The organism is Streptomyces graminofaciens (assembly GCF_030294945.1).
Taxonomy (GTDB): Bacteria; Actinomycetota; Actinomycetes; order Streptomycetales; family Streptomycetaceae; genus Streptomyces; species Streptomyces graminofaciens.
Genome location: NZ_AP018448.1, coordinates 7583491 through 7603005 on the forward strand (window position 1 = coordinate 7583491; position 19515 = coordinate 7603005).

Sequence of the window (19515 nt, forward strand, 5' to 3'; positions counted from 1 at the left end):
GTCCGAGGCCCTTCGCGCGGCCGTGTCCGAGGCCCTTCGCGCGGCCGTGTCCGAGGCCCTTCGCGCGGCCGTGTCCGAGGCCCTTCGCGCGGCCGTGTCCGAGGCCCTTCGCGCGGCCGTGTCCGAGGCCCTTCGCGCGGCCGTGCGCTGCCCGATGGGGCAACGAGTTCTGCGTCCTTCTCTGCGCTGCCGCACCGGGTGAACCTCCCGGCGGGCGCCCAGGATTGACCGCCTGACCATCCTGGGGCGAGCGCTGGCTCCTGCCCCGGGGACGAGGACCCGGGAGGGAACGAGCCGGTGCGTCGTAGCGTTCGAATGCCGCGTGGTCGCGGGCGGGGCAGGCGCTTTGCCGCCAGGGCGCTTCCGCTGCTGTTGTTGGGGACGCTGCTGGGCGTCGTCTCCCCGGAGGGAAGAAGTGCCGCGGCGCCGGCCGACACCGCGGCCCCGGGACGCATCGCGTTCTACGGGTCGAAGCACCGCAGCCTGGGCACGGTGGCCCTCGGCGGCGAGAGCGCCGACTCCAGCGTTCCGCTCTTCCCCGGTCCGCAGCACTACGACGACGACGCCTCGGCCCAGGGCGACGCCATCGTCTGGACGAGCCTGCGGGACTCCACCGAAGCCCAGGTCTACACACAGCGCGGCAAGGGCCCCGTCGCCCGGGTCACCACCGCGTCTTCCGGGGTGCGGCACCCGCGGCTCTCCCCGGACGGCAAGCGGGTGGCCTTCGCCGCCACGACCGGTCGGACCGACGGTCTGCACGACATCTGGGTCGTGCGCGTCGAGGGCGGTCAGGCGCGGCGGATCACCCGCTCAGGCGACAACACATGGCCCACCTGGTCGCCGGACGGCAAGCGACTGGCCTTCAGCACCCAGATGGACGACGACTCCCCGTACCAGCTCTTCACCGTCGCGGTGGAGGGCGGGCCGATGCGGCAGATCACCACTGGGGACGACTGCGCCGACGGCCCCGGTGCGACCGAGCCCGCCTGGTCGCCGACCGACGCAGGCACGCTCCTCTACACCTGCGAGGGGCGGCCGGGGGGTTTCCCGGCCGAGACCGGCCTGCACCTGGTGCTCCTGTCCCTGAGCGGGTCCCAGTCCGCCGCGCTTCCGTCCGGCTGGCAGGGCCGGGAGGGCAGTTGGTCGCCGGACGGCGCGAGCCTGGCCTTCGTCGGCCACGGTGAGCCGGGCTCCGACGACTGGCGGAACCTCATCTACACGGCGCCGGCCCGCAAAACGGCGGCCCCCGTCCTGCGGCTGGCGGAGGACCGGCAGGTCAGCGGCCCCAGTTGGTACACGCCCGCCGGAGGGGGCACCGAACTGCTCGTCGCCCGCGACTCGGCGGCGGAGACCGGCCGCCTCGACCTGTCGGACATGCTGCCCGACGGATCCGACCCGCGCGACCTGGGTCTGTCGGCCGCCGTGTCCTCCTCCTCCGTCAGCGGCGACTGGGCGGCCAAAGGACCCGTGTACTCGCCGGACGGGCAGCGGATCGCCTTCACCCGGCGCGAACGGAGGAGCGACGAGACCGTGGCCCGGATCTGGATCGCGAACGCCGATGGATCAGCCGCCCGGCCGCTGCACGCCCTGACCGCGGCCGGGGACCGGGAGACCTCCCCGGCCTGGTCGCCGGACGGACTGCGGATCGCGGTCGTGCGGGAGAGCCACGGCGAGGACGGCCGCCCATGGCAGTGGATCGCCGTGATCGACGTCGCCTCGGGCCAGGAGGTCTTCAGCGTGGTCCCCGAGAGCCACGAGTTCGCCATCCAGCCGTCGTACGCGCCGGACGGCCGCACGCTGCTGTTCGCCCGGGTGAACATCACGGACTCCTTCTCGGAGATCTGGTCGGTCCGCGCCTCCGACGGCGGCGGGCCGGTCAACCTGACCGCTGCCTCCGGGCCGTTCAGGGAGCCCCCGACCGACATCACCCCCGCGGTCTCACCCGACGGTTCCACGATCGCCTTCGTCTGGGACTACGGCATCTGGCTGATGGACGCGGACGGTACCGACCGCCGCCCGCTGCCGGGCGGAGAGTCCGGCCAGTCCGCTCCGGCCTGGTCCGCCGACGGGTCACGGATCGCCTTCACCAGCCGGGCGAGGGAACAGGCCCGGATCCACAGCGTCGACGTCGCAACGGGCGCCCTCACGGTCCTTGTGCCGCTGGGGTATACCGGAGTGCGCGGCGACACCAGCCACCAGCAGTCGCCGACCTGGCAGCCGACCGCCGACCTCGACACCTCGCCGCTCTCCGGCCCGGGAGAGCTGAAACCGGGTGACAAGGCGACCGTCACCCTGAGCGTGCGCGACCTCGGGCCGGTGGCGGAACCCGCCGCGCGGCTGGTCGTCTCCGTACCGCAGGGGCTGCGGCTGACCGCCATGGAGTCGGACACGGGCAGGTGTGAAACAGCCCGGTTCACCTGCGACCTCGGCGCGCTGTCCGCGGGGGCGGCGGCCCAGGTGACGCTCCGTCTCACGGCCACGGCCGAGGGCTCGTTCCCCCTCGTATGGACCGTGTCCGGCTCCGTGTTCGACCCCGATCCGGCCGACAACCACGGGACCGCGCAGGTCTCGGTCGGCGCACCGGCACCTGTACCGCCGACGGTCCCGCCCGTGCTGACCGTCGTGGCGGGCCCCAGCCCCGGCTATGTCGGTGGCAGCGTCACGGTGACCTACACAGTGACGAACACCGGCGACCGGAGCGTGACGGGACTGTCACTGGCCATCAAGCTCCCCGAGAAGCTCACGGTGAGCGCGCTGCCGGCCGCCTGCCGCACCGCCGCCGGCTGCACGGTCGGCAACCTGGAACCGGGAGGCTCCACCGTCGTACAGGCCGTACTGACCCCGACGGAGGCCGGGCGGTACCGGCTCGGCGCCACGGTGAGCGCGACCTCGCACACGGAGGCGGACAGCGCCGTGCGGGCCGAGACGGTCCTGACGGTACGTCAGCCGGAGATCACCGCACTGCCACCGGTCGGCAGCCCGGGCACGGTCACCCTGGTCCGGGGAGCCGGCTTCCCGCCGGGGGTCCCGGTGCGGCTCGACTGGAGTCCGGGCATCACGGCGGCGGCCAACCCCTCGAAACCCGGGGCCGACGGGTCGTTCGTGGCGCAGATGCTGATCCTGGAGGGCGACCGCACCGGCCGGCGGACAGTCACCGCCACCGGCTCCGGGTTCGACCCCGTCTCCGCCCCATTCCTCGTGACCGGGGCCCGGTTGCTACCGCCACTCCGCGATGTCGGTACGGACGACATCCCGGACGACATCCCGGACGACATCCCGGACGACATCCCGGACGACATCCCGGATGCCGGCCCGGACGCCGGTACGCAATCCGGTACGGACGCCGGCGCGAGCGGGGCCCCGGCCCGGCCGTCGGCCCAGGGGCGGAAGCCGTGATCCATGAGGTGGACGAGGCCCTGCGGAGCCTGCTGAGCGAGGAGATCCTCGGGGAGACCGGCGCCGAGGTGGTCTTCGAGGCCCCCACCCGGGAGTGGGTGGCCAGACGGTCCGGCGCCCCCGCCGTCAACGTCTTCCTCTACGACGTACGCGAAGACCTCGAACGACGGCAGCAGGGCCTCCGTACCGAACTCGACGACCGGGGCAGGACCGTGCAACTGAGCGAACCGCCTCGCTGGTACAGCCTCTCCTACCTGGTCACCGCCTGGACCAAGCGGCCGCAGGACGAGCACCGGCTGCTGTCGCTGCTGCTGGCGGGCCTGGTGGGTGCGGGATGCCTGGCGCCCGCGCGGCTCACCGGGTCGCTGGCGGAGCTGGACCTGACCGTCCCTCTGGGCGTCGCTCATCCGCCCGCCGGGCACCGGGCGCTGGCCGATGTCTGGTCGGCGCTCGGCGGCGAGCTCAAGCCCTCCCTGGACGTGGTCGTGACCGCCCCGCTGATACCCATAGGCCGGCCCGTCGCACCACCGGTGACGGACGGCATGGAACTGCGCACCTTGGACCGGAGCAGCGGTCCGGAGGCGACGCGCCGCAGCGAGAGACGGCGCTCGCGCCATCAGGACGCAGGTCGGGACGCACGTCGGGACGCAGGTCAGGACGCACGTCGGGACGCAGGTCAGGACGCACGTCGGGACGCGCCCGATGGGCAGCCCCCCGCGCCCAGGCCGGGCGCGGCGCCCATGCTGGGTGCCCGCCGGGTCCGCGGCCCGGCGGCGGGCGGCGGTTCGGCAGTGGGCGGCGGTTCGGCGCCGGGGGCGGTGCGGCGTTGAACGGGACCTCCGTGGAAACCGCCGCGAAGCCCTCGGGGCCGACCCCCGACGCGGACCCGGGCCCGGGCGGGGCGGCCACGTCCGGGCCGTGCCGGCCGCCCGCCCGTCTCGGCGTCGTCGAGCGGCTGGTGCGCGCGGCGGTGGACCGGCGGCGTGGCGCCGACCCGCATCCGGACGACCCGCTGCGTGGCCTGTACCTGTCCGAGGAGCACGTCGGCCGCTTGCTGGAGGGGCCGGACGGCATCGGCTCCGGCCCCGGTGAGGGGTCACCTGCCGCCGCGGCGGAGCCCCGGGCGGAACAGGCCGGGACACCGGATGCCGGGCGGCCTGTTCCGCCCTTGGAGTCGCTCGCCCGGCGCTTCGGGCTGAGCCCCCTCGATGTCGACATCCTCCTGATCGCCCTCCTCCCGGATCTCGACGCCGGCTACGAACAGCTCTACGGCTATCTCAACGACGACGTCACCCGGCGGCGGGCCGGCATCGGGCTCGCCCTGGACGTGCTGGGCGCCGATCCCAGGCATTCCGGTGTCAGGGCTCGGTTCTCCGAGGGCGGCCCGCTGGTGGGGGGCGGTCTGCTGGAGATCGAGGACCCCGGCAGGCCGTTCCTCGCCCGGGGACTGCGCGTGCCGGACCGGGTGGCCGCGTATCTGCTGGGCGACGACACTCCGGATCCACGGACGGGCGCCGTGCTCCGCGCCCTGCCTCCGCCGGAGGCCGGTGCCCAGGGCCTCCCGGGGGCGGGTGCCCAGGGCCTTCAGGGGGCGGGTGTCCAGGACTTTCCGGGGGCGAGTGCTCCGGATCTGCCGGGGACGGGTGCCCCGGACCTCCTGCAGGCGGGTGCTCCGGCTTTCCCGGGGGCGGGTCCTCCAGCTCTCCCGGAGGCGGTCGGCACGCCGGTCGCCTCCCTCGCCGCGGCGCTCCGCGCCGGCGTACGCCTGGTCCATCTGCACCAGGAGCAGGGTGGTTCGGCGACCGGCGTGGCGGCCACGGGGCTGCGCCTTGCCGGTCTGACGGCGCTGGCCCTCGACCTCACGGCTCTCGTGTCGGCGCCCCACCCGGAGCAGCTCGTGCCGGTCGTGGTCCGGGAGGCACGGCTGCGCGGCGGCGGACTCGTCGCCGGACCGTTGGAGGCGCTGGAGCCCGCCGCCCACCCCGAACACCGGCGGCTGCTGCGCACCCTGGGGGCGCTGCCGGTGCCGGTCGTCCTCACCGGGCACCGTGCCTGGGACCCCCAGTGGTCCCCGACGAGCCCGTTGGTCCTGGCCGTACCCGGACTGGACGCCGACGAACGCGCGGCACTGTGGCGCGAGGCCCTGGCCCCGGCCGGGGGCCTCGCGGGCGGCGAGGCCGCGGTGGCGGGCCTGATGTCCGCCTACGTGCTGACACCGGAGCAGATCCGGCGTGCCGCCGTAACGGCCCGCGGCCTGGCGGCGTCCACCGGCGGCCCCGTCACCCGGGCCCAGCTGAGCACCGCGGTCCGGGCGCAGAACGCCACGGGGCTCGACCGCCTCGCCCGCCGCATCGAACCGGCCGTGGGCTGGGCGGACCTCGTCGTGCCGGAGCCGGTGAGTGAGCAGCTGGGTGAACTCGCCCGCAGGGCCAGGCACCGTGACCGGGTGCTCGGGCAGTGGGGCATGCGCCCGGGCGGCGGCCGGGGCCGGGGCGTGATGGCGCTGCTCGCGGGGGAGTCCGGCACCGGCAAGACGATGTCCGCGGAGGTGATCGCCGGGGACCTCGGTCTCGACCTGTACGTCGTCGATCTCTCCTCGGTCGTCGACAAGTACATCGGCGAGACGGAGAAGAACCTGGAACGGATCTTCACCGAGGCGGCAGGAGTGAACGGCATCCTGCTCTTCGACGAGGCCGACGCCATCTTCAGCAAGCGCTCCGAGGTGAAGGACTCCCATGACCGCAACGCGAACATGGAGAGCGCCTATCTGCTCCAGCGCATGGAGTCCTTCGACGGCATCGCCGTCCTCACCACCAACCTGCGGTCCAACCTCGACGAGGCGTTCATCCGCCGACTGGACGTGATCGTCGACTTCCCGCTGCCCGCCGCCCCGCTCCGCCGTGACCTGTGGGACCGCTGCCTCGGCCCCGCGATCCCCCGTGAGGACGGGCTCGACCTGGACTTCTGCGCCCGTTTCGAGCTGGCCGGCGGATCGATCCGGTCCTGCGTGATCACGGCCGCGTACCAGGCGGCCGAGAGCGGGCGGCCGGTCTCCACGGCGGATCTGGTCGGGGCCGTCCGGCAGGAGTACCGCAAGCTCGGCCGTCTGGTGCTGGACCACGAGTTCGCGCCGGGGTGGGGAGCGCGGGGCGGCGGGTTCTGACAGGACGGCTGAGGCGGGCCGGGCCGCGCTGCCCCTTCGGGCGACGAGCCCTGCCCCGGGACCGGCCGCACCACCCCTTTGTCGTGTGACAGGACCGGCGAGCACCCCCGGGGTGCCCGATCGGGCACCCCGCGCGTCCCCCTTCGCGGCGCGAGCGGCCTTACCCGGCCCGTTTATCGCGGATGAGACTGCTTGCCTGCCCGCAGTCATCCGAAGAGGAGCGCGAAGATGCCGACGTACCTGTCCCCGGGCGTGTATGTGGAGGAGGCCCAGAGCGGCTCCCGTCCCATCGAAGGGGTGGGGACGGCGGTCGCGGCCTTCGTGGGATTCGCCGAGAAGGGTCCCTTCCACGAACCGACGCTCGTGACCACCTGGAGCCAGTACGTCCAGATCTTCGGTGATTTCGTCGACGGCTCCTATCTGGGGTTGTCGGTGTACGGATACTTCGCCAACGGTGGCGGAATCGCGTACGTGGTGCGCGTCGGCGGGGAGGCCGGGAACGGGCAGGCCGACGGTGCGGGACCCAAGGAGCTGACCGTCGGCGAGCCGGTCGGCCTCGGCTCGTTCCGGGTCTCGGCGCTCCCCGGCGTCGACGCCTCGCGCACCACGGTCGAGGTGCGTCACCCCGAGGGGGAGAACGCCCCCGAGGACCGGTTCAAACTGGTCGTCTCGCAGGACGGCAAGGCCGTGGAGACCCATGACGTCACGGTCCGGAAGAACGCCAAGAACTACGTCGTCACCCAGGTGAAGGCGAGCTCCGCGCTCATCGCGGTGGTGGAGGCCACCGCCCAGGGCGCGCCGACCCGCCCCTCGGCCCAGAGCGTCGCTCTGCTCACGTCCGCGTCCGGGTCCGCGTCTGCGCCTGCACCCGCGTCCGCGTCCGCCGAGGTGCTGCCGGCGGAACTCTCCCCCCAGGAGTACATCGGGGACGCCGCCGCCCGTACCGGTTTCGGCGGGCTGGAGGCCATCGACGAGATCACCATGGTGGCCGCCCCGGACGTGATGGCCGCCTACCAGCAGGGCCTGATCGACGCGGAGGGCGTCAAGGGCGTGCAGCTGGCGATGATCACGCACTGCGAGCTGATGGGCGACCGGATCGCCGTCCTCGACCCACTGCCCGACCTGAAGCCCCAGCAGGTGAGCCGGTGGCGGACGGAAGAGGCGGGCTACGACTCGAAGTACGCCGCGCTCTACTACCCCTGGATCAAGGCGTTCGACCCGGCGAGCGGCCAGAACCGCCTGATGCCCCCGAGCGGTCATGTCATCGGTGTCTGGTCGCGCAACGACGCCGAGCGCGGGGTGCACAAGGCCCCGGCCAACGAGGTCGTGCGCGGGGCACTGGACCTGGCGACCAATGTCACCAAGGGTGAGCAGGACCTGCTCAACCCGATCGGGGTGAACTGCATCCGGGCCTTCCCCGGCCGCGGCATCCGGATCTGGGGCGCCCGGACGCTCTCCTCCGACCCGGCCTGGCGCTACATCAACGTCCGGCGGCTCTTCAACTACCTCGAGGAGTCCATTCTCCTCGGCACCCAGTGGGTGGTCTTCGAGCCCAACGACATACGGCTGTGGGGAACCATCCGCCGCAACATCTCGGCCTTCCTGCGCGAGGAGTGGCGTCGCGGCGCGCTGTTCGGGGCCAGCGCGGGGGAGGCGTTCTACGTCAAGTGCGACGCGGAGACCAACACTCCGGACTCGATCGACGCCGGCCAGGTGGTCTGCGAGATCGGGATCTGCCCGGTCAAGCCCGCCGAGTTCGTGGTCTTCAGGCTGTCCCAGTACTCCGACAGCACCAGCCTCGTCGACGAGTGACAGCACCAGCCTCGTCGATGAGTGACCGTGCCGGTCCGCGGCGGGCAGTGGGCAGCGGGCAGCGGGCAACGGGGAGCGGGGAGCGGGCGGCGGGGGAACGGGCGGCGGGGAACGGGCAGCAGCAGTGATCTTCAACAGCTCTGAAAGGCAGTAGGACCCATGACGGCTACGGGAGACACCCTCTCCACACACATTTTCCAGGTCGAGCTGGGCGGCGTCGCGGTCGAATCCGTCCAGGAGGTCAGCGGCCTGTCGGTCGAGGTGGACGCGATCGAGGTCACCCAGGTCACACCGAGCGGCCAGTACCTGATCAAGAAGCTCCCGGGTGCGCGCAAGGGTGGCGAGGTCACCATCACCCGGGGACTGGACAAGAGCTCCGCCTTCAGCCAGTGGATCGAGCAGGTCTTCGAGAAGGGGGCGGTCGACGAGGCGCGCAAGAACATCAGCATCATCGTCACCGACTCCAAGAACACCCCGGTCCGGCGGATGAACCTGGAGAACGCCTGGGTGAACAAGTGGGAGGGACCCGGGCTCAAGGCGGGCGACGCCACCCCCGCCACGGAGAAGGTCAACATCGTCTTCGAAACGATCACCTTCGCATGAGGCGTCGTACGGTCTCCGGCGCCGCCCCCGGGGCGGACCCCGCCGGAGACGGCTCCCTCCTCACCGCGCCCGAACAACCGAGTCACCAGGTCGCGGCGCCCCCGGCTGCCCCGGAGCGGCTCAGGACGGAGTTCGACTTCGAACTCCCGCGCGGCTACGTGGACGACTCGGGAACGGTGCACCGGCGTGGCGCGATGCGGCTGGCGACCGCCCGTGACGAGCTGGTGCCGCTGATCGACCTGCGCGTGAAGGAGAACCCGGCGTATCTCACGGTGGTCCTGCTCGGGCTGGTCGTCACCCGCATCGGGGCGATCACCGATGTGCACGCGGGCGTGGTGGAACGGCTGTTCGCCGCCGACCTCGCCTTCCTCCAGGACTTCTACCGGAGGATCAACGCCGAGGGCCACACCCGGGCCGAGGTGACCTGCCCGTCCTGCGAGTGCTCCTTCGACGTGGACCTCGCCGGCAGCCGCCTGGGGGAATCGTGACGTACGGGGTCGACCGCATCCACGAGGAGGCCGCGTACGTCGCCTACCACTTCCACTGGTCCCGGGACCAGATCCTCGACCTGACCCACGGGGAGCGGGCCCGGTGGGTGACCGAGATAGCCAGGATCAACACACGTCTCAACGAAGGATGAGCACGGGCCATGGCGATGCGTGACTGGATCGGTCGGCGGCGGGGCGGCCGTCCGTCCGCCCCCGCGGACACGTCTGCCGCTGCCGCTGCCGCCGGTGCAGCTGTCGCCGGTGAGCCTGCCGCCGCAGTGGCCGGAGCGGCCGCGCCGCCGGACGGCGGCTGGCCCACGGCGGGTCCCATGCCCCTCACGATCGCGCCGGCTGCCCTGCTCACCGACCCACCCGCCTTCGAACGCGGTCTCGGGACCCGGAGGAACCCCTCGCTGTACCGCGACCGAGGCCGCCTGGTCAGCGTCGACGCACCCGGCGGGGTGGCGCACGGTGTGGTGGGCGTGGTCCCGGGCACGGCGGTGCAGCGACGAGGTCATCCCGCACTTCCCTACGCCGGACCCGGTGCGGAGCCGGCCGATGGGGAGTCCGGCGGTCCTGGGTCCGGTGGCCCTGGGTTCGATGGTCCTGGGTTCGGTGGCCCTGGGTTCGGAGGCTCTGGGTCCAGTGGTCCTCAGTCCGGTGGCGGGCTGCAGGGAAGAGACGCGGCGGATGCCGGGGCCGGGGCTTCGGCATCGCCGCCTGCGCCCGTCCAGCGCCGCGTATCCGCCGCGCCCGCACCCCAGGCACAGGAAACGACGACATCACGGGCACGGCCACGGGCACCGCGCGCGGCGGCAGCGCCCGCGCACTCCGAGAGGGCGCCTGAGGGCCGGACCACCGAGCCGACCCGATCGGACACGACGGGGCTCCGTACGCCGCCACCTGCACTCCACGCGCGGCGGCAACACCCATCGGTGCCTGCTACTTCCGCGGCGCCTGCGGCGCCTGCTGCTCCTGTGGCTACTACCGCGCGTGTGGTTCCTGCTGTGCCCGCTGTACCTGCCGCTCCCGTGGTTCCTCCTGCTCCCGCTGTACCTGCCGCTCCCGTGGTTCCTGCTGCTCACGTTGCGCCTACTGCTCACGTTGCGCCTACTGCTTCTGCGGCTCCCGCCGGGTCCGGTGCACCAGTTGCCCGCCGGACACCGGCCGCCACCCCACCGGATCATCCGGTAGTGCGTACCCCGCCCCTGCCCCCGCCCACGGTCCAGCGTGCCGCCGCATCGCGACCAGGCTTCGGGACGCGGCCGCGGACAGCGAGCCCGCTGACCGACTCCGCGTACACCTCGAACATCTCGGCCCCCGGTGCGGCACCCGCCGACCTGACAACCACCCCACCGACTGACCGCCCGGGGTCTCCGCCACCGCGACCACCGGACCGAGCCGCACCGGCGGCACGAGCGGTACCGGCGGCATCGGCGGCCGACCCAGTGGCGTCGGTCGACCGGGCGGAATCCGTCGCACCTGCGGGTTCGGCTCCGGTGGCTCCAGCTGTAGCGGCAGCACCGCCGGCACCTGTAGCACCCATGGCATCACCGACTCCTACGCCGACTCCGACCCCGGCCCGGACGCCGGTGCCGCCGCCCGCTCTGCAGCGTCGGCTGGGGCGCGCTGCACCCCCGGCCCCGGCACAGCTGCCCGCCGCACCGCCGACCCCGGCCGCACCTGCCGAGCCCTCTCGGCGGAGCAACGTACCTGCCGAGCCCCCTCGGCGGAGCGACGCATCGGCCCCGCCCACCGCCACTCCGGCGCACCCGACCGTCACGGAGAGCGTCCGTCAGCCTTCAGATGCGCCCGCGTCGGCAATGCCGTTCGCGCCGCCCACCTTGCAACGTGCCACGGAGCCGATGCCCCGGCAGGAGAACCTGCTTCCGTACGTCGCCCGACCGGCCTCCGAGCCCGCTTCCGCGGTGCTGCCCGAGGCTGCCGTATCTCCGGCGACGGCGTGGCGGCAACCAGTCGAGCCGGTCCAGCCGGTCGATCCACTTCAGCCGGTCCAGCCGGTCCAGCCGGTCCAGCGGAGTGTTTCGCAGGCGGAGCGGCCCGGCACCGTTCGGGCCGCGGACACCGGCTCGTCCGATGCGGCCCGGCCGGGTCCGCCGCAGCCACCGTCCCGGACAGCCGCTCCTGGCCGTCCCGTGCCGCCCCGGCGGAAGACGCCGCCCGCTCAGGCCGGGACGTCTGCTCCCCCTTCGACCCCCACCGCCTCTCCCGGGCGGCCCCCTGTTCCCGCCATGCCTCCCGTCATGCGCAGCACCACGGCAGTCCCGCCCACGCCCGAATTCCCCGGGACGGCTTCGCTGCCCGCACCCCCCTCTGCACGGGAGGCGTCGGCAACCGCGCCCCCGGCCCTGGCGTCCCCCGTACCAGCCCCGCCACCCGCACGCAGCGACCGGGCTCCCGATCTCTCGCCTGTCTCCGACCTGGTGCCGGTACTGCCGGTACCTGCGCGGCCCGCGACGCCGCCCGTGACCGCACGCCCACCGGCGCCGGTACCCGCGCGTACGCCCGCGTCCACACCCATGGCCGCACCCGTGGCTGTCCCCATGGCCGCACCCGTATCCGTACCCCCCAAGGAGACCGACGGCTCGGTGTCCGCGCCCAGCGTGCCCATGGTGCAACGGGCCCAGGCACGGAAATCCGGCCTCGGGGCCCCGCTTCCCGCCGGACCGGCGTCGCCCCCCGCACTGCGGCCCGCCGCCGTCGTTCCGGTCGTCGCCGACCCACCGGATGCGGGCGCGACGGTCCGCCCGACGCGGCAGGGCCGCGGTGGCCGTACGGGGCTGGGGCTCGGCGCGCCCATTGAGGTGCCGCAGGCGGGAGCCGGGGCTCCGGTGTCCCCGTCCCCGTCCCCGTTCGTGCAGCGTGCCGCCGGATTCGCCTCTTCCCCGCGCCCCGTTCCGGGGGAACCGGGCGGCGCCACCCGCCCGGTGGTGGCCCGGCGCGCGCCGAACGACCCGGTGCCGCCCAGCCGCAGACCGCGGAGTGCGTCCGCGCCTCCCGTGTCCACCGCCGTGCCCACGTACGTCACATCTCCCTCTCCCCCTCTTACTCCTTCTCTTTCTTCCTCTTCCTCTTCCGTCTCGTCTCCCTCTTCGTCTCCGTCGGCCGGGGCACTGCCTCCGGTCCTTCAGCGAGCGACGGACAGCCTCGTATCCGCTCCGGGTTCCGACGGTCGCAACCGGGTGTTCGGCGAAGAGTCCGGTGTTCTCACCCCGGGGGCGACTCTCCGTGGGGGTGTCGCCAGGCCGGCGACGCCGCCGCGCCCTCTGGTCTCCCCACGCCCTCGCCCGCACCCGGCGGTCTCCCTGGCGCCCGCCGCCTCGGTGGTACAGCGCTCGGGGCGTCCCGGGCCGCCGCCGCAGGTCGGTAGCGCCCTGGAGCCGTACGCCCTGCCCTCTGCCCCGCCGGCCCGGGTGAGGACCGAGTCGTTGGCGGCGCCACTGGTGAAGGAGACCGTGCTCCCACCACCGCAGCCACCGGTGGCCCCGCCCGGTGTGCCGCCGCCGGCGCCGCCGCCGGCCCGCACCACCGCGTCACCCGACCGTGGTGGCACCCCGGGACCACCCGTCGGCCCAGCCATGGCCGCGAGGGTGTCCGCCCCGGTGCCGGACGATCCGCACCGGCGCGGCGTGCCCGAGGACGTCGGGGCGTTCCTCCAGCGGCTGGAGCGCAGACATGTCGACGAACTCGCCCGGCGGCTCGCCGATCCACTGGGCCGGCTGCTTCGCGCCGAGTACCTGCTCGGCAGGGAGCGGGCAGGGCGCCTGCTGGACGGTGGGCGCTGAAGTTGCCAGACGACGACGCGCACAACGACGACGACTGACACAACAACAACGACTGACACGACGACGGACGGCCGCCGCGGCGGCCGGCAAGGCGATGGAGCGCGGATGAGGACCGATCCGGGGACGAGTGTCCACTTCCGGCTGCAGATCGAGGGCATCGACCTGGGCGACTTCAGCAACTGCGAAGGACTGAGCCTCCAGGTGGAGGTCGAGCAGCGTGTGGAGGGAGGCAACAACGGCTTCGTGTGGCAACTGCCGTCGCGGATCACCTACTCCAATGTCAGGCTCTCGCGCCCGCTCACCTCGGACTCCGCGAAGGTGGCCGGTTTCCTGGCCTCGCTGCCGCGCAAGGCCCGCCGTGGCACCGCCCAGATCGCCGCCCTGCGGCCGAACCTCCAGGACGTGATCGCCCAGTGGTCGCTTCGGGACGTGATCGTCGTGTCCTGGACCGGCCCCACCTTCGACCCCGGGAACTCGCAGGTCGCCATGGAAAGCATCGAGCTAGCCCACCACGGGTTCCTGTGACCCGGCCCCGCCCCCTTGGTCGTCCCGTCGTCCGTCATCCGTCATCCGTCATCCGTCGTCCCGTCGTCCACTCCGCCCGCCCACCCCGCACCGAGAGGAGCTGTGTCCGTTGACCGCCCTGGCCCGTGCCAAGCTGACCGCGTACGAACCGCCCAAACAACCCAGCGAACCTCCCGGCTCGCAGGTGGGCAAGGCGGTGCCCTTCCAGTTCAATCCGGCCTCGCTGAGCCTGGGCAAGGGCGCGGGCTGGGTGCGCCATGTGGCGAAGGGCGCGAAGGAGGTGGGCGTCCCCGAGTTCGTCGGCACGCATCCGCGCAGACTGTCGGTCGAACTGTTCCTGGACGCCACCGCGACCCACGACAGCAGTGTTCAGCAGGCCGTGGAAACCCTGATCGACTGGTGCGCGCCCACCGAGCGCAGCAGCGCCACCGACTCGCCGTCCGCGCCCTGGGTCAAGTTCACCTGGGGGTCCTTCAGCACCGTCTCGTTCTTCGGCTACCTGGAGGACGTCCAGGCCACCTACTCGCTGTTCGACCCCAACGGCACCCCGCTCAGGGCCACGTGCTCGGTCTCCCTGACCGAGGCCGCCGGGCCGGTTCCCGGGCAGAACCCGACCTCCGGCGCGCTGCACGCCCGGCGGGTGCACCGTCTGGTGAAGGGCGACAGCCTGGAGACGCTGGCCTACCGGGAGTACGGGGACCCGACCGCGTGGCGGGTGATCGCGCAGGCCAACGACATCGACGATCCCACCAGGCTGCGCCCCGGCACGGAGATCCTGCTGCCCGCCGCGGGCGAACCGGGCGACGAGGAGTGAGCTGATGACGACAACCTTCCTGGTGGAGGCGCCCCGCCCGCTTCCGGCCTCGCTCAGCGATCTGCCGGTCCATGTGCGGATCGAGGACGGCAACTCGGCTCCGGCCGCGGCCGTCCTCCGCTACCGCGACCCCGAGCGGATCTTCCTGCGGAAGTCCGGGATCGTGATCGGCGGGGCGCTCAAGATCTCGGCCAGACCCGATGGCGCGGGCAGCGCCGTTCGGCTGTTCGACGGCGAGGTCGTGGCACTGGAGGCCGAGTTCGACGGAACCGGCACGTTCACCACGGTGCGCGCCTTCGACCAGGGGCACCGGCTGCAGCGGGGCCGGAGGGTGGCCGCGTACCCCAACATGACCGCCTCCGACATCGCCCGCAAGGTCGCCACCGCCGCCCGTCTCGCGATCGGCCGGATCGATTCCACCAGGACCACCTATCCGCTCGTCACCCAGCCGAACATCTCCGACTGGGACTTCCTCGCCTCTCTCGCCGCCGAGAACGGCATGGAGATGCTGGTGGAGGGCGGCAAGTTCCAGTTCCGCCGGCCCACGGCCGCCTCGTCGGCGCCGTCAGCTGGTGGCGCGGGGGCGCCCCGCAGGAGTCCGTATGTGATCAAGATGGCCGACAACGTCCTCTCGGTCCGCTCGTCCATCACCTCGGTCAACCAGGTCGACCGGGTTCAGGTCCACGGGTGGAGCGTCCAGGAGAAGAAGTCGCTGCTCGGCGAGACGGCGGTGAGCGAGAGCCGCACCGTGGCGGTGGGCGTCACTCCCCGCCAGGCCGCCAAGGCCTTCGGCGCGGCGCCGCTCGTGGTCGCGGACGTCCCGTACCGCAGTGACGCCGAGGTGAAGGCGGTCTCCAAGGCGCTGGCCGAGGACGTGTCGGCGGCACTGGCGGAACTGGAAGTGGTCGTCCGCGGTGACCCGCGGCTGCGGTGCGGGGTCGCGGTCGCGCTGACCGGCGCGGGCGCTCCGTTCGACGGCAGGTACACGGTCACCGCCAGCAGACATGTCGACCGTCCCGGCCTGGGCTACGAGACCTGGCTCACCGTCAGCGGAAACCAGGACCGCACCTCGTACGGGGTGGTCAGCGGGGCGGTCGCGGCGGCGCGCTCACCCCGTATCCCCGGTGTGGCGGTGGGTGTGGTGACCGACACCAAGGAGCCGAAGGACCGAGAGGGCCAGGGCTGGGTGCGGCTCAGGTTCCCCTGGCTGTCGGGTGACTCGGGAACGGCGTACGTCAGCGACTGGGTCCGCACCGTGCAGCTGGGCGGCACCGGCGGCGGCGGGGTGTTCAGCCCCGACGTCAACGACGAGGTGCTGGTGGCCTTCGAGCAGGGACTGCTGGACCGGCCGTACGTCATCGGTGGCCTCTACAACGGGGTCGACCGGCCGTCGCCCCATGAGGGGTCACTCGTCGACGCGACCAGCGGCAAGGTCAACCGCAGGTCGCTCGCCTCGCGGGCCGGGGACCGCCTGGAGCTGCTCGACGCGGCGAAGGGCCCCGCCGGGGTCCGCGTGCGCACCGGGGACGGGAAGTTGGAGCTGCAACTGGACCGGCAGAAGACGACGATCACCGTGCGCAGCGACGGGACGGTGAACATCAAGGCGGCCAAGCAGGTCACGGTCGCCGGGGAGGGCATCAGCCTCGACGCCGGTTCCGAGGAGCTGAAGCTCAAGGGCGCGTCGGTCACCGTCACCGCCGATTCCAAGGTGTCGCTGGAAGGCAAGAGCCAATGCGTCGTCAAAGCCCCGATCGTGAAGATCAACTGACGTGCCGTCCGTGCCGTCCGTGCCGTCCGTGAGGTCCGTGAGGTCCGCGGCGGCGGTCGCTGCCGCGTCCGCGACCGCGACCGCGACCCGGAGAGTGGAGCAGCTGAGCAATGGCCGAACAGTTCGTCGGGGCCGGGTGGGCCTTCCCCTTGCGTACCGACGCCACCGGGGGCATCGCCCTGGTCACCCGGGACCGTGAGATCGCCGAGTCGATCCGGATCATCCTCGGCACCGCCCCGGGGGAGCGCCCGATGCGCCCCGAGTTCGGCTGCCGGATCCACGACCATGTGTTCGCGCCCGCCGACGAGGACACCGCCGGGCGCCTCGCCTACGAGGTACGCAGTTCCCTCGACCGCTGGGAGCCGAGGATCGAGCTGGCCGACGTCGTCGTCACCCCGGACGGCAGCGACGCCGGAACCCTCTACATCGACGTGCGCTACACCGTCCGGGGCACCAACAACCCGCGCAACCTCGTCTTCCCGTTCTATGTCATCCCCTCGCACGACGCGCCCCCGGCCGGCTCCGGTGACGGGGCGGCGCCGAGCATCCAGGAGAGAGTCCGCTGATGACCCTGCCCGCCCCCAACCTCGACGACCGCCGCTTCCAGCAGCTGGTCGACGAAGCCAAGCGCTTCATCCAGCAGCGCTGCCCGGAGTGGACCGACCACAACGTCTCCGACCCCGGGGTCACCCTGATCGAGGCGTTCGCGCACATGACCGATCAGTTGCTCTACCGGCTCAACCGGGTTCCCGAGAAGAGCTATCTGGCCTTCCTGGACCTCATCGGGGTCACCCTGTTCCCGCCGGTCCCGGCCCGCACCGATGTCACCTTCTGGCTCTCCGCACCGCAGCAGGGCACGGTGGTACTGCCCGAGAACACCGAGATCGCGACGGTGCGCACGGAGACCGAGGACGCCCTGGTCTTCGCCACCACCGCCGATCTGGCCGTCGTGCCCTGTTCGCTCGCGCACCTGCTCACCCAGGCCGACGGGGCGCGAGCCACCGACCGGACCGAGGACCTCGCCGACGGCCGCGACATCGGCTGCTTCCAGACCCAACCGGTCCCCGGGGACGCCCTGCTCATCGGTCTCTCCGCCGCCGTCCCGCACTGCGCGGTGGTCCTGCGCCTGGACAGCCGGGTGGAGGGGATCGGCGTCGACCCGCGCCGTCCGCCGTTGATCTGGGAGGCCTTCGACGGAGCGGACTGGCATCCCTGCGAGGTGGAGCGGGACGACACGGGCGGGCTCAACCGGCCCGGTGAGGTGATCCTGCACGTGCCGGGCGGCCACGCGCTCGCACCCATCGCCGCCCGCCGAGCGGGGTGGCTGCGCTGCCGGGTCCTGACCCCTCGTACCGACCAGCCGTTCTACGCCTCCTCCCCGGTGCTGCACGGTGCCACGGCGTTCACCATCGGGGGCACCGTCGGGGCGGTCCACGGCGAACTGGTGTCCGGTGAGCGGCTCGGCGAGACGGAAGGGGTGCCCGGCCAGCGATTCGCCGTCGCCAGGCCGCCGGTGCTGCCGGACGAGGAGCCCCTGGTCGTCGAGGTCTCCGGCGAGGACGGCGGCTGGGAGGAGTGGACCGAGGTCGAGTCGTTCGGCGCCAGCGGGCCGGGCGATCGCCACGTCCGTCTCGACCGGACCCTGGGCGAGGTGGCCTTCGGGCCCGGGGTGCGCGACCCCGACGGCTCGCTGCGCCGCTGCGGCGCGGTGCCGCCCAAGGGCGCCCAGGTCCGGATCCGCCGCTACCGCACCGGTGGCGGACGGCACGGCAACGTCGCGGCCCACACCTTGACCGTGCTGCGCAGCTCCATCCCGTACGTGGCCAGGATCGACAACCGCGAGGCCGCCTCGGGCGGCCGGGACGGCGAGTCGGTCGAGAACGCCAAACTGCGCGGCCCGATCGAACTGAGCTCCCAGGACCGGGCCGTGACGGCACGCGACATCGAGTCGCTCGCCCGCCGGGCGGCCCCGGCGGCGGCCCGGATCCGCGCCGTGGCCGCCGGGGACGGGGCACCCGCGGGCGCCGTGCGCGTGCTGGTCGTCCCCCAGGTGTCGCCGGACGGAGACCGGCTGCGGATCGAGCAGCTCGTCCCGCCGGAGCGGATGCTCGACGACATCGCCCGGTACCTGGACGAGCGGCGTCCGATCGGCACCCGGCTGATGGTCGAACCGCCGCTGTACCAGGGGGTGACCGTCGTGGCCCGGCTCGCCGCCGAGCCCGGGGCCTCGGCCGCCCAGGTGCGCGCCCGCGCGCTGGACGCCCTCTACCGCTACTTCGACCCGCTCGTCGGCGGGCCGGACGGCGGCGGCTGGCCCTTCGGCCGCCCGGTCCAGGCAGGCGAGGCGCACGCGGTGCTGCAGGCGGTGCCCGGAGTGGCACTCGTCGACGACCTGCGCCTGTTCCCTGCGGACCCGCTCACCGGACGCCGGGGAACTCCGACCGACCGGATCGAGGTGGGCCCGCACGCGCTGGTGACCTCCTTCGAACACCAACTCCTGGCCGAGGAACGGTGAGCGGCGCCTCGGCCCGCCGGGCCGTGTCCGGACTGGACTCGCCGCTGCCTCTCGGCGACCGGCTGCCTCTCCTCTACGCCGACGACGACTTCGCCCGACGTATGGTCGCGGCCTTCGACGACGTACTCGCCCCGGTCCTGTCCTGCCTGGACTGTCTCCCCGCCTACTGGGATCCCCGGCTCGCTCCGGAGGACTTCGTCGACTGGCTGGGCGGCTGGCTGGCGGCTGACTCCCCGCCCCGCTCGCCGGCCGCGCGCCGCCGCGAGCTGGTGGCCGGAGCGGTCCGGCAGCACGGCCTGCGCGGGACCGCGCGAGGGCTGGCCGAGCAGATAAGGCTGGTATTCGGCGTCGAGGCGCAGATCACGGACAGCGGCGGCACCACCTGGTCACCGACCCCGGGCGGGACGTTCGACGACCCGGCCGAACCGTCGTTGACGGTCCGGGTCCGGGTCGTCGACCCGGCAGCGGTACCCCTGCGGGAGTTGCGGGCGCTGGTCGACGCCAACCGCCCCGCCCATGTCCCGTGCACCGTCGAGGTCGTCACCGAGCCCCAGCAGTAGGACGGATACGGGCCCGGGTGCGGACGGCACGCCAGGAATCCAAGTCAAACGGGCCCCGCCGTCCG

At 73.1% G+C, this 19515-nt stretch carries 15 protein-coding genes; all 15 read left to right on the forward strand.

Features of this window, described 5'->3' with window-relative positions; genetic code table 11:
• Positions 1-375: 375 nt before the first annotated feature.
• The 15 genes from SGFS_RS33285 to SGFS_RS33355 all read left to right on the forward strand — a co-directional run bounded on the left by SGFS_RS33285 (position 376) and on the right by SGFS_RS33355 (position 19450).
• A complete protein-coding gene (locus SGFS_RS33285; RefSeq protein WP_286255792.1) occupies positions 376-3396 on the forward strand; it encodes a CARDB domain-containing protein in 3021 nt (1006 codons plus the stop codon).
• Entirely contained in the window at positions 3393-4226 is an 834-nt protein-coding gene (locus tag SGFS_RS33290; protein WP_286255793.1) for a Pvc16 family protein, read from the forward strand. The genes SGFS_RS33285 and SGFS_RS33290 overlap by 4 nt, the downstream gene beginning before the upstream one ends.
• A complete protein-coding gene (locus SGFS_RS33295) occupies positions 4223-6559 on the forward strand; it encodes an ATP-binding protein (RefSeq protein ID WP_286255794.1) in 2337 nt (778 codons plus the stop codon). Before SGFS_RS33290 ends, SGFS_RS33295 begins: the two co-directional genes overlap by 4 nt.
• 228 nt (positions 6560-6787) lie before the next feature.
• A complete protein-coding gene (locus SGFS_RS33300) occupies positions 6788-8371 on the forward strand; it encodes a phage tail sheath family protein (RefSeq protein ID WP_286255795.1) in 1584 nt (527 codons plus the stop codon).
• A 159-nt stretch (positions 8372-8530) separates the two neighbouring features.
• Complete coding sequence (locus tag SGFS_RS33305) at positions 8531-8974, forward strand: phage tail protein (protein ID WP_286255796.1); 444 nt, start codon at positions 8531-8533, stop codon at positions 8972-8974.
• Positions 8971-9462, forward strand: a complete 492-nt coding sequence (locus SGFS_RS33310; protein ID WP_286255797.1) for a hypothetical protein — start codon at positions 8971-8973, stop codon at positions 9460-9462. The genes SGFS_RS33305 and SGFS_RS33310 overlap by 4 nt, the downstream gene beginning before the upstream one ends.
• Complete coding sequence (locus SGFS_RS33315; protein WP_286255799.1) at positions 9459-9614, forward strand: DUF6760 family protein; 156 nt, start codon at positions 9459-9461, stop codon at positions 9612-9614. Before SGFS_RS33310 ends, SGFS_RS33315 begins: the two co-directional genes overlap by 4 nt.
• A gap of 841 nt (positions 9615-10455) precedes the next feature.
• Positions 10456-10656, forward strand: coding sequence for a hypothetical protein (locus SGFS_RS33320; protein WP_286255800.1), 201 nt, complete (start codon positions 10456-10458; stop codon positions 10654-10656).
• Between the two features lie 2255 nt (positions 10657-12911).
• On the forward strand, positions 12912-13268 hold the full coding sequence (locus SGFS_RS33325; protein ID WP_286255802.1) for a hypothetical protein: 357 nt from the start codon (positions 12912-12914) through the stop codon (positions 13266-13268).
• 105 nt (positions 13269-13373) lie between these two features.
• The gene (locus tag SGFS_RS33330) at positions 13374-13793 is read left to right on the forward strand and encodes a phage tail protein (RefSeq protein ID WP_286255803.1); all 420 of its coding nucleotides are present in this window, start codon (positions 13374-13376) and stop codon (positions 13791-13793) included.
• 100 nt (positions 13794-13893) lie between these two features.
• On the forward strand, positions 13894-14607 hold the full coding sequence (locus tag SGFS_RS33335; RefSeq protein WP_286260184.1) for a CIS tube protein: 714 nt from the start codon (positions 13894-13896) through the stop codon (positions 14605-14607).
• A gap of 4 nt (positions 14608-14611) precedes the next feature.
• A complete protein-coding gene (locus SGFS_RS33340; RefSeq protein WP_286255804.1) occupies positions 14612-16375 on the forward strand; it encodes a VgrG-related protein in 1764 nt (587 codons plus the stop codon).
• 110 nt (positions 16376-16485) lie between these two features.
• Positions 16486-16941, forward strand: a complete 456-nt coding sequence (locus tag SGFS_RS33345; protein ID WP_286255805.1) for a GPW/gp25 family protein — start codon at positions 16486-16488, stop codon at positions 16939-16941.
• Positions 16941-18890: a putative baseplate assembly protein gene (locus tag SGFS_RS33350; RefSeq protein ID WP_286255806.1), complete on the forward strand. Its 1950-nt coding sequence runs from the start codon at positions 16941-16943 to the stop codon at positions 18888-18890. The genes SGFS_RS33345 and SGFS_RS33350 overlap by 1 nt, the downstream gene beginning before the upstream one ends.
• Positions 18887-19450 carry a phage tail protein gene (locus SGFS_RS33355; protein ID WP_286255807.1) on the forward strand — a complete coding sequence of 188 codons (564 nt, stop codon included), beginning with the start codon at positions 18887-18889 and terminating at the stop codon, positions 19448-19450. Before SGFS_RS33350 ends, SGFS_RS33355 begins: the two co-directional genes overlap by 4 nt.
• Positions 19451-19515 lie beyond the last annotated feature (65 nt).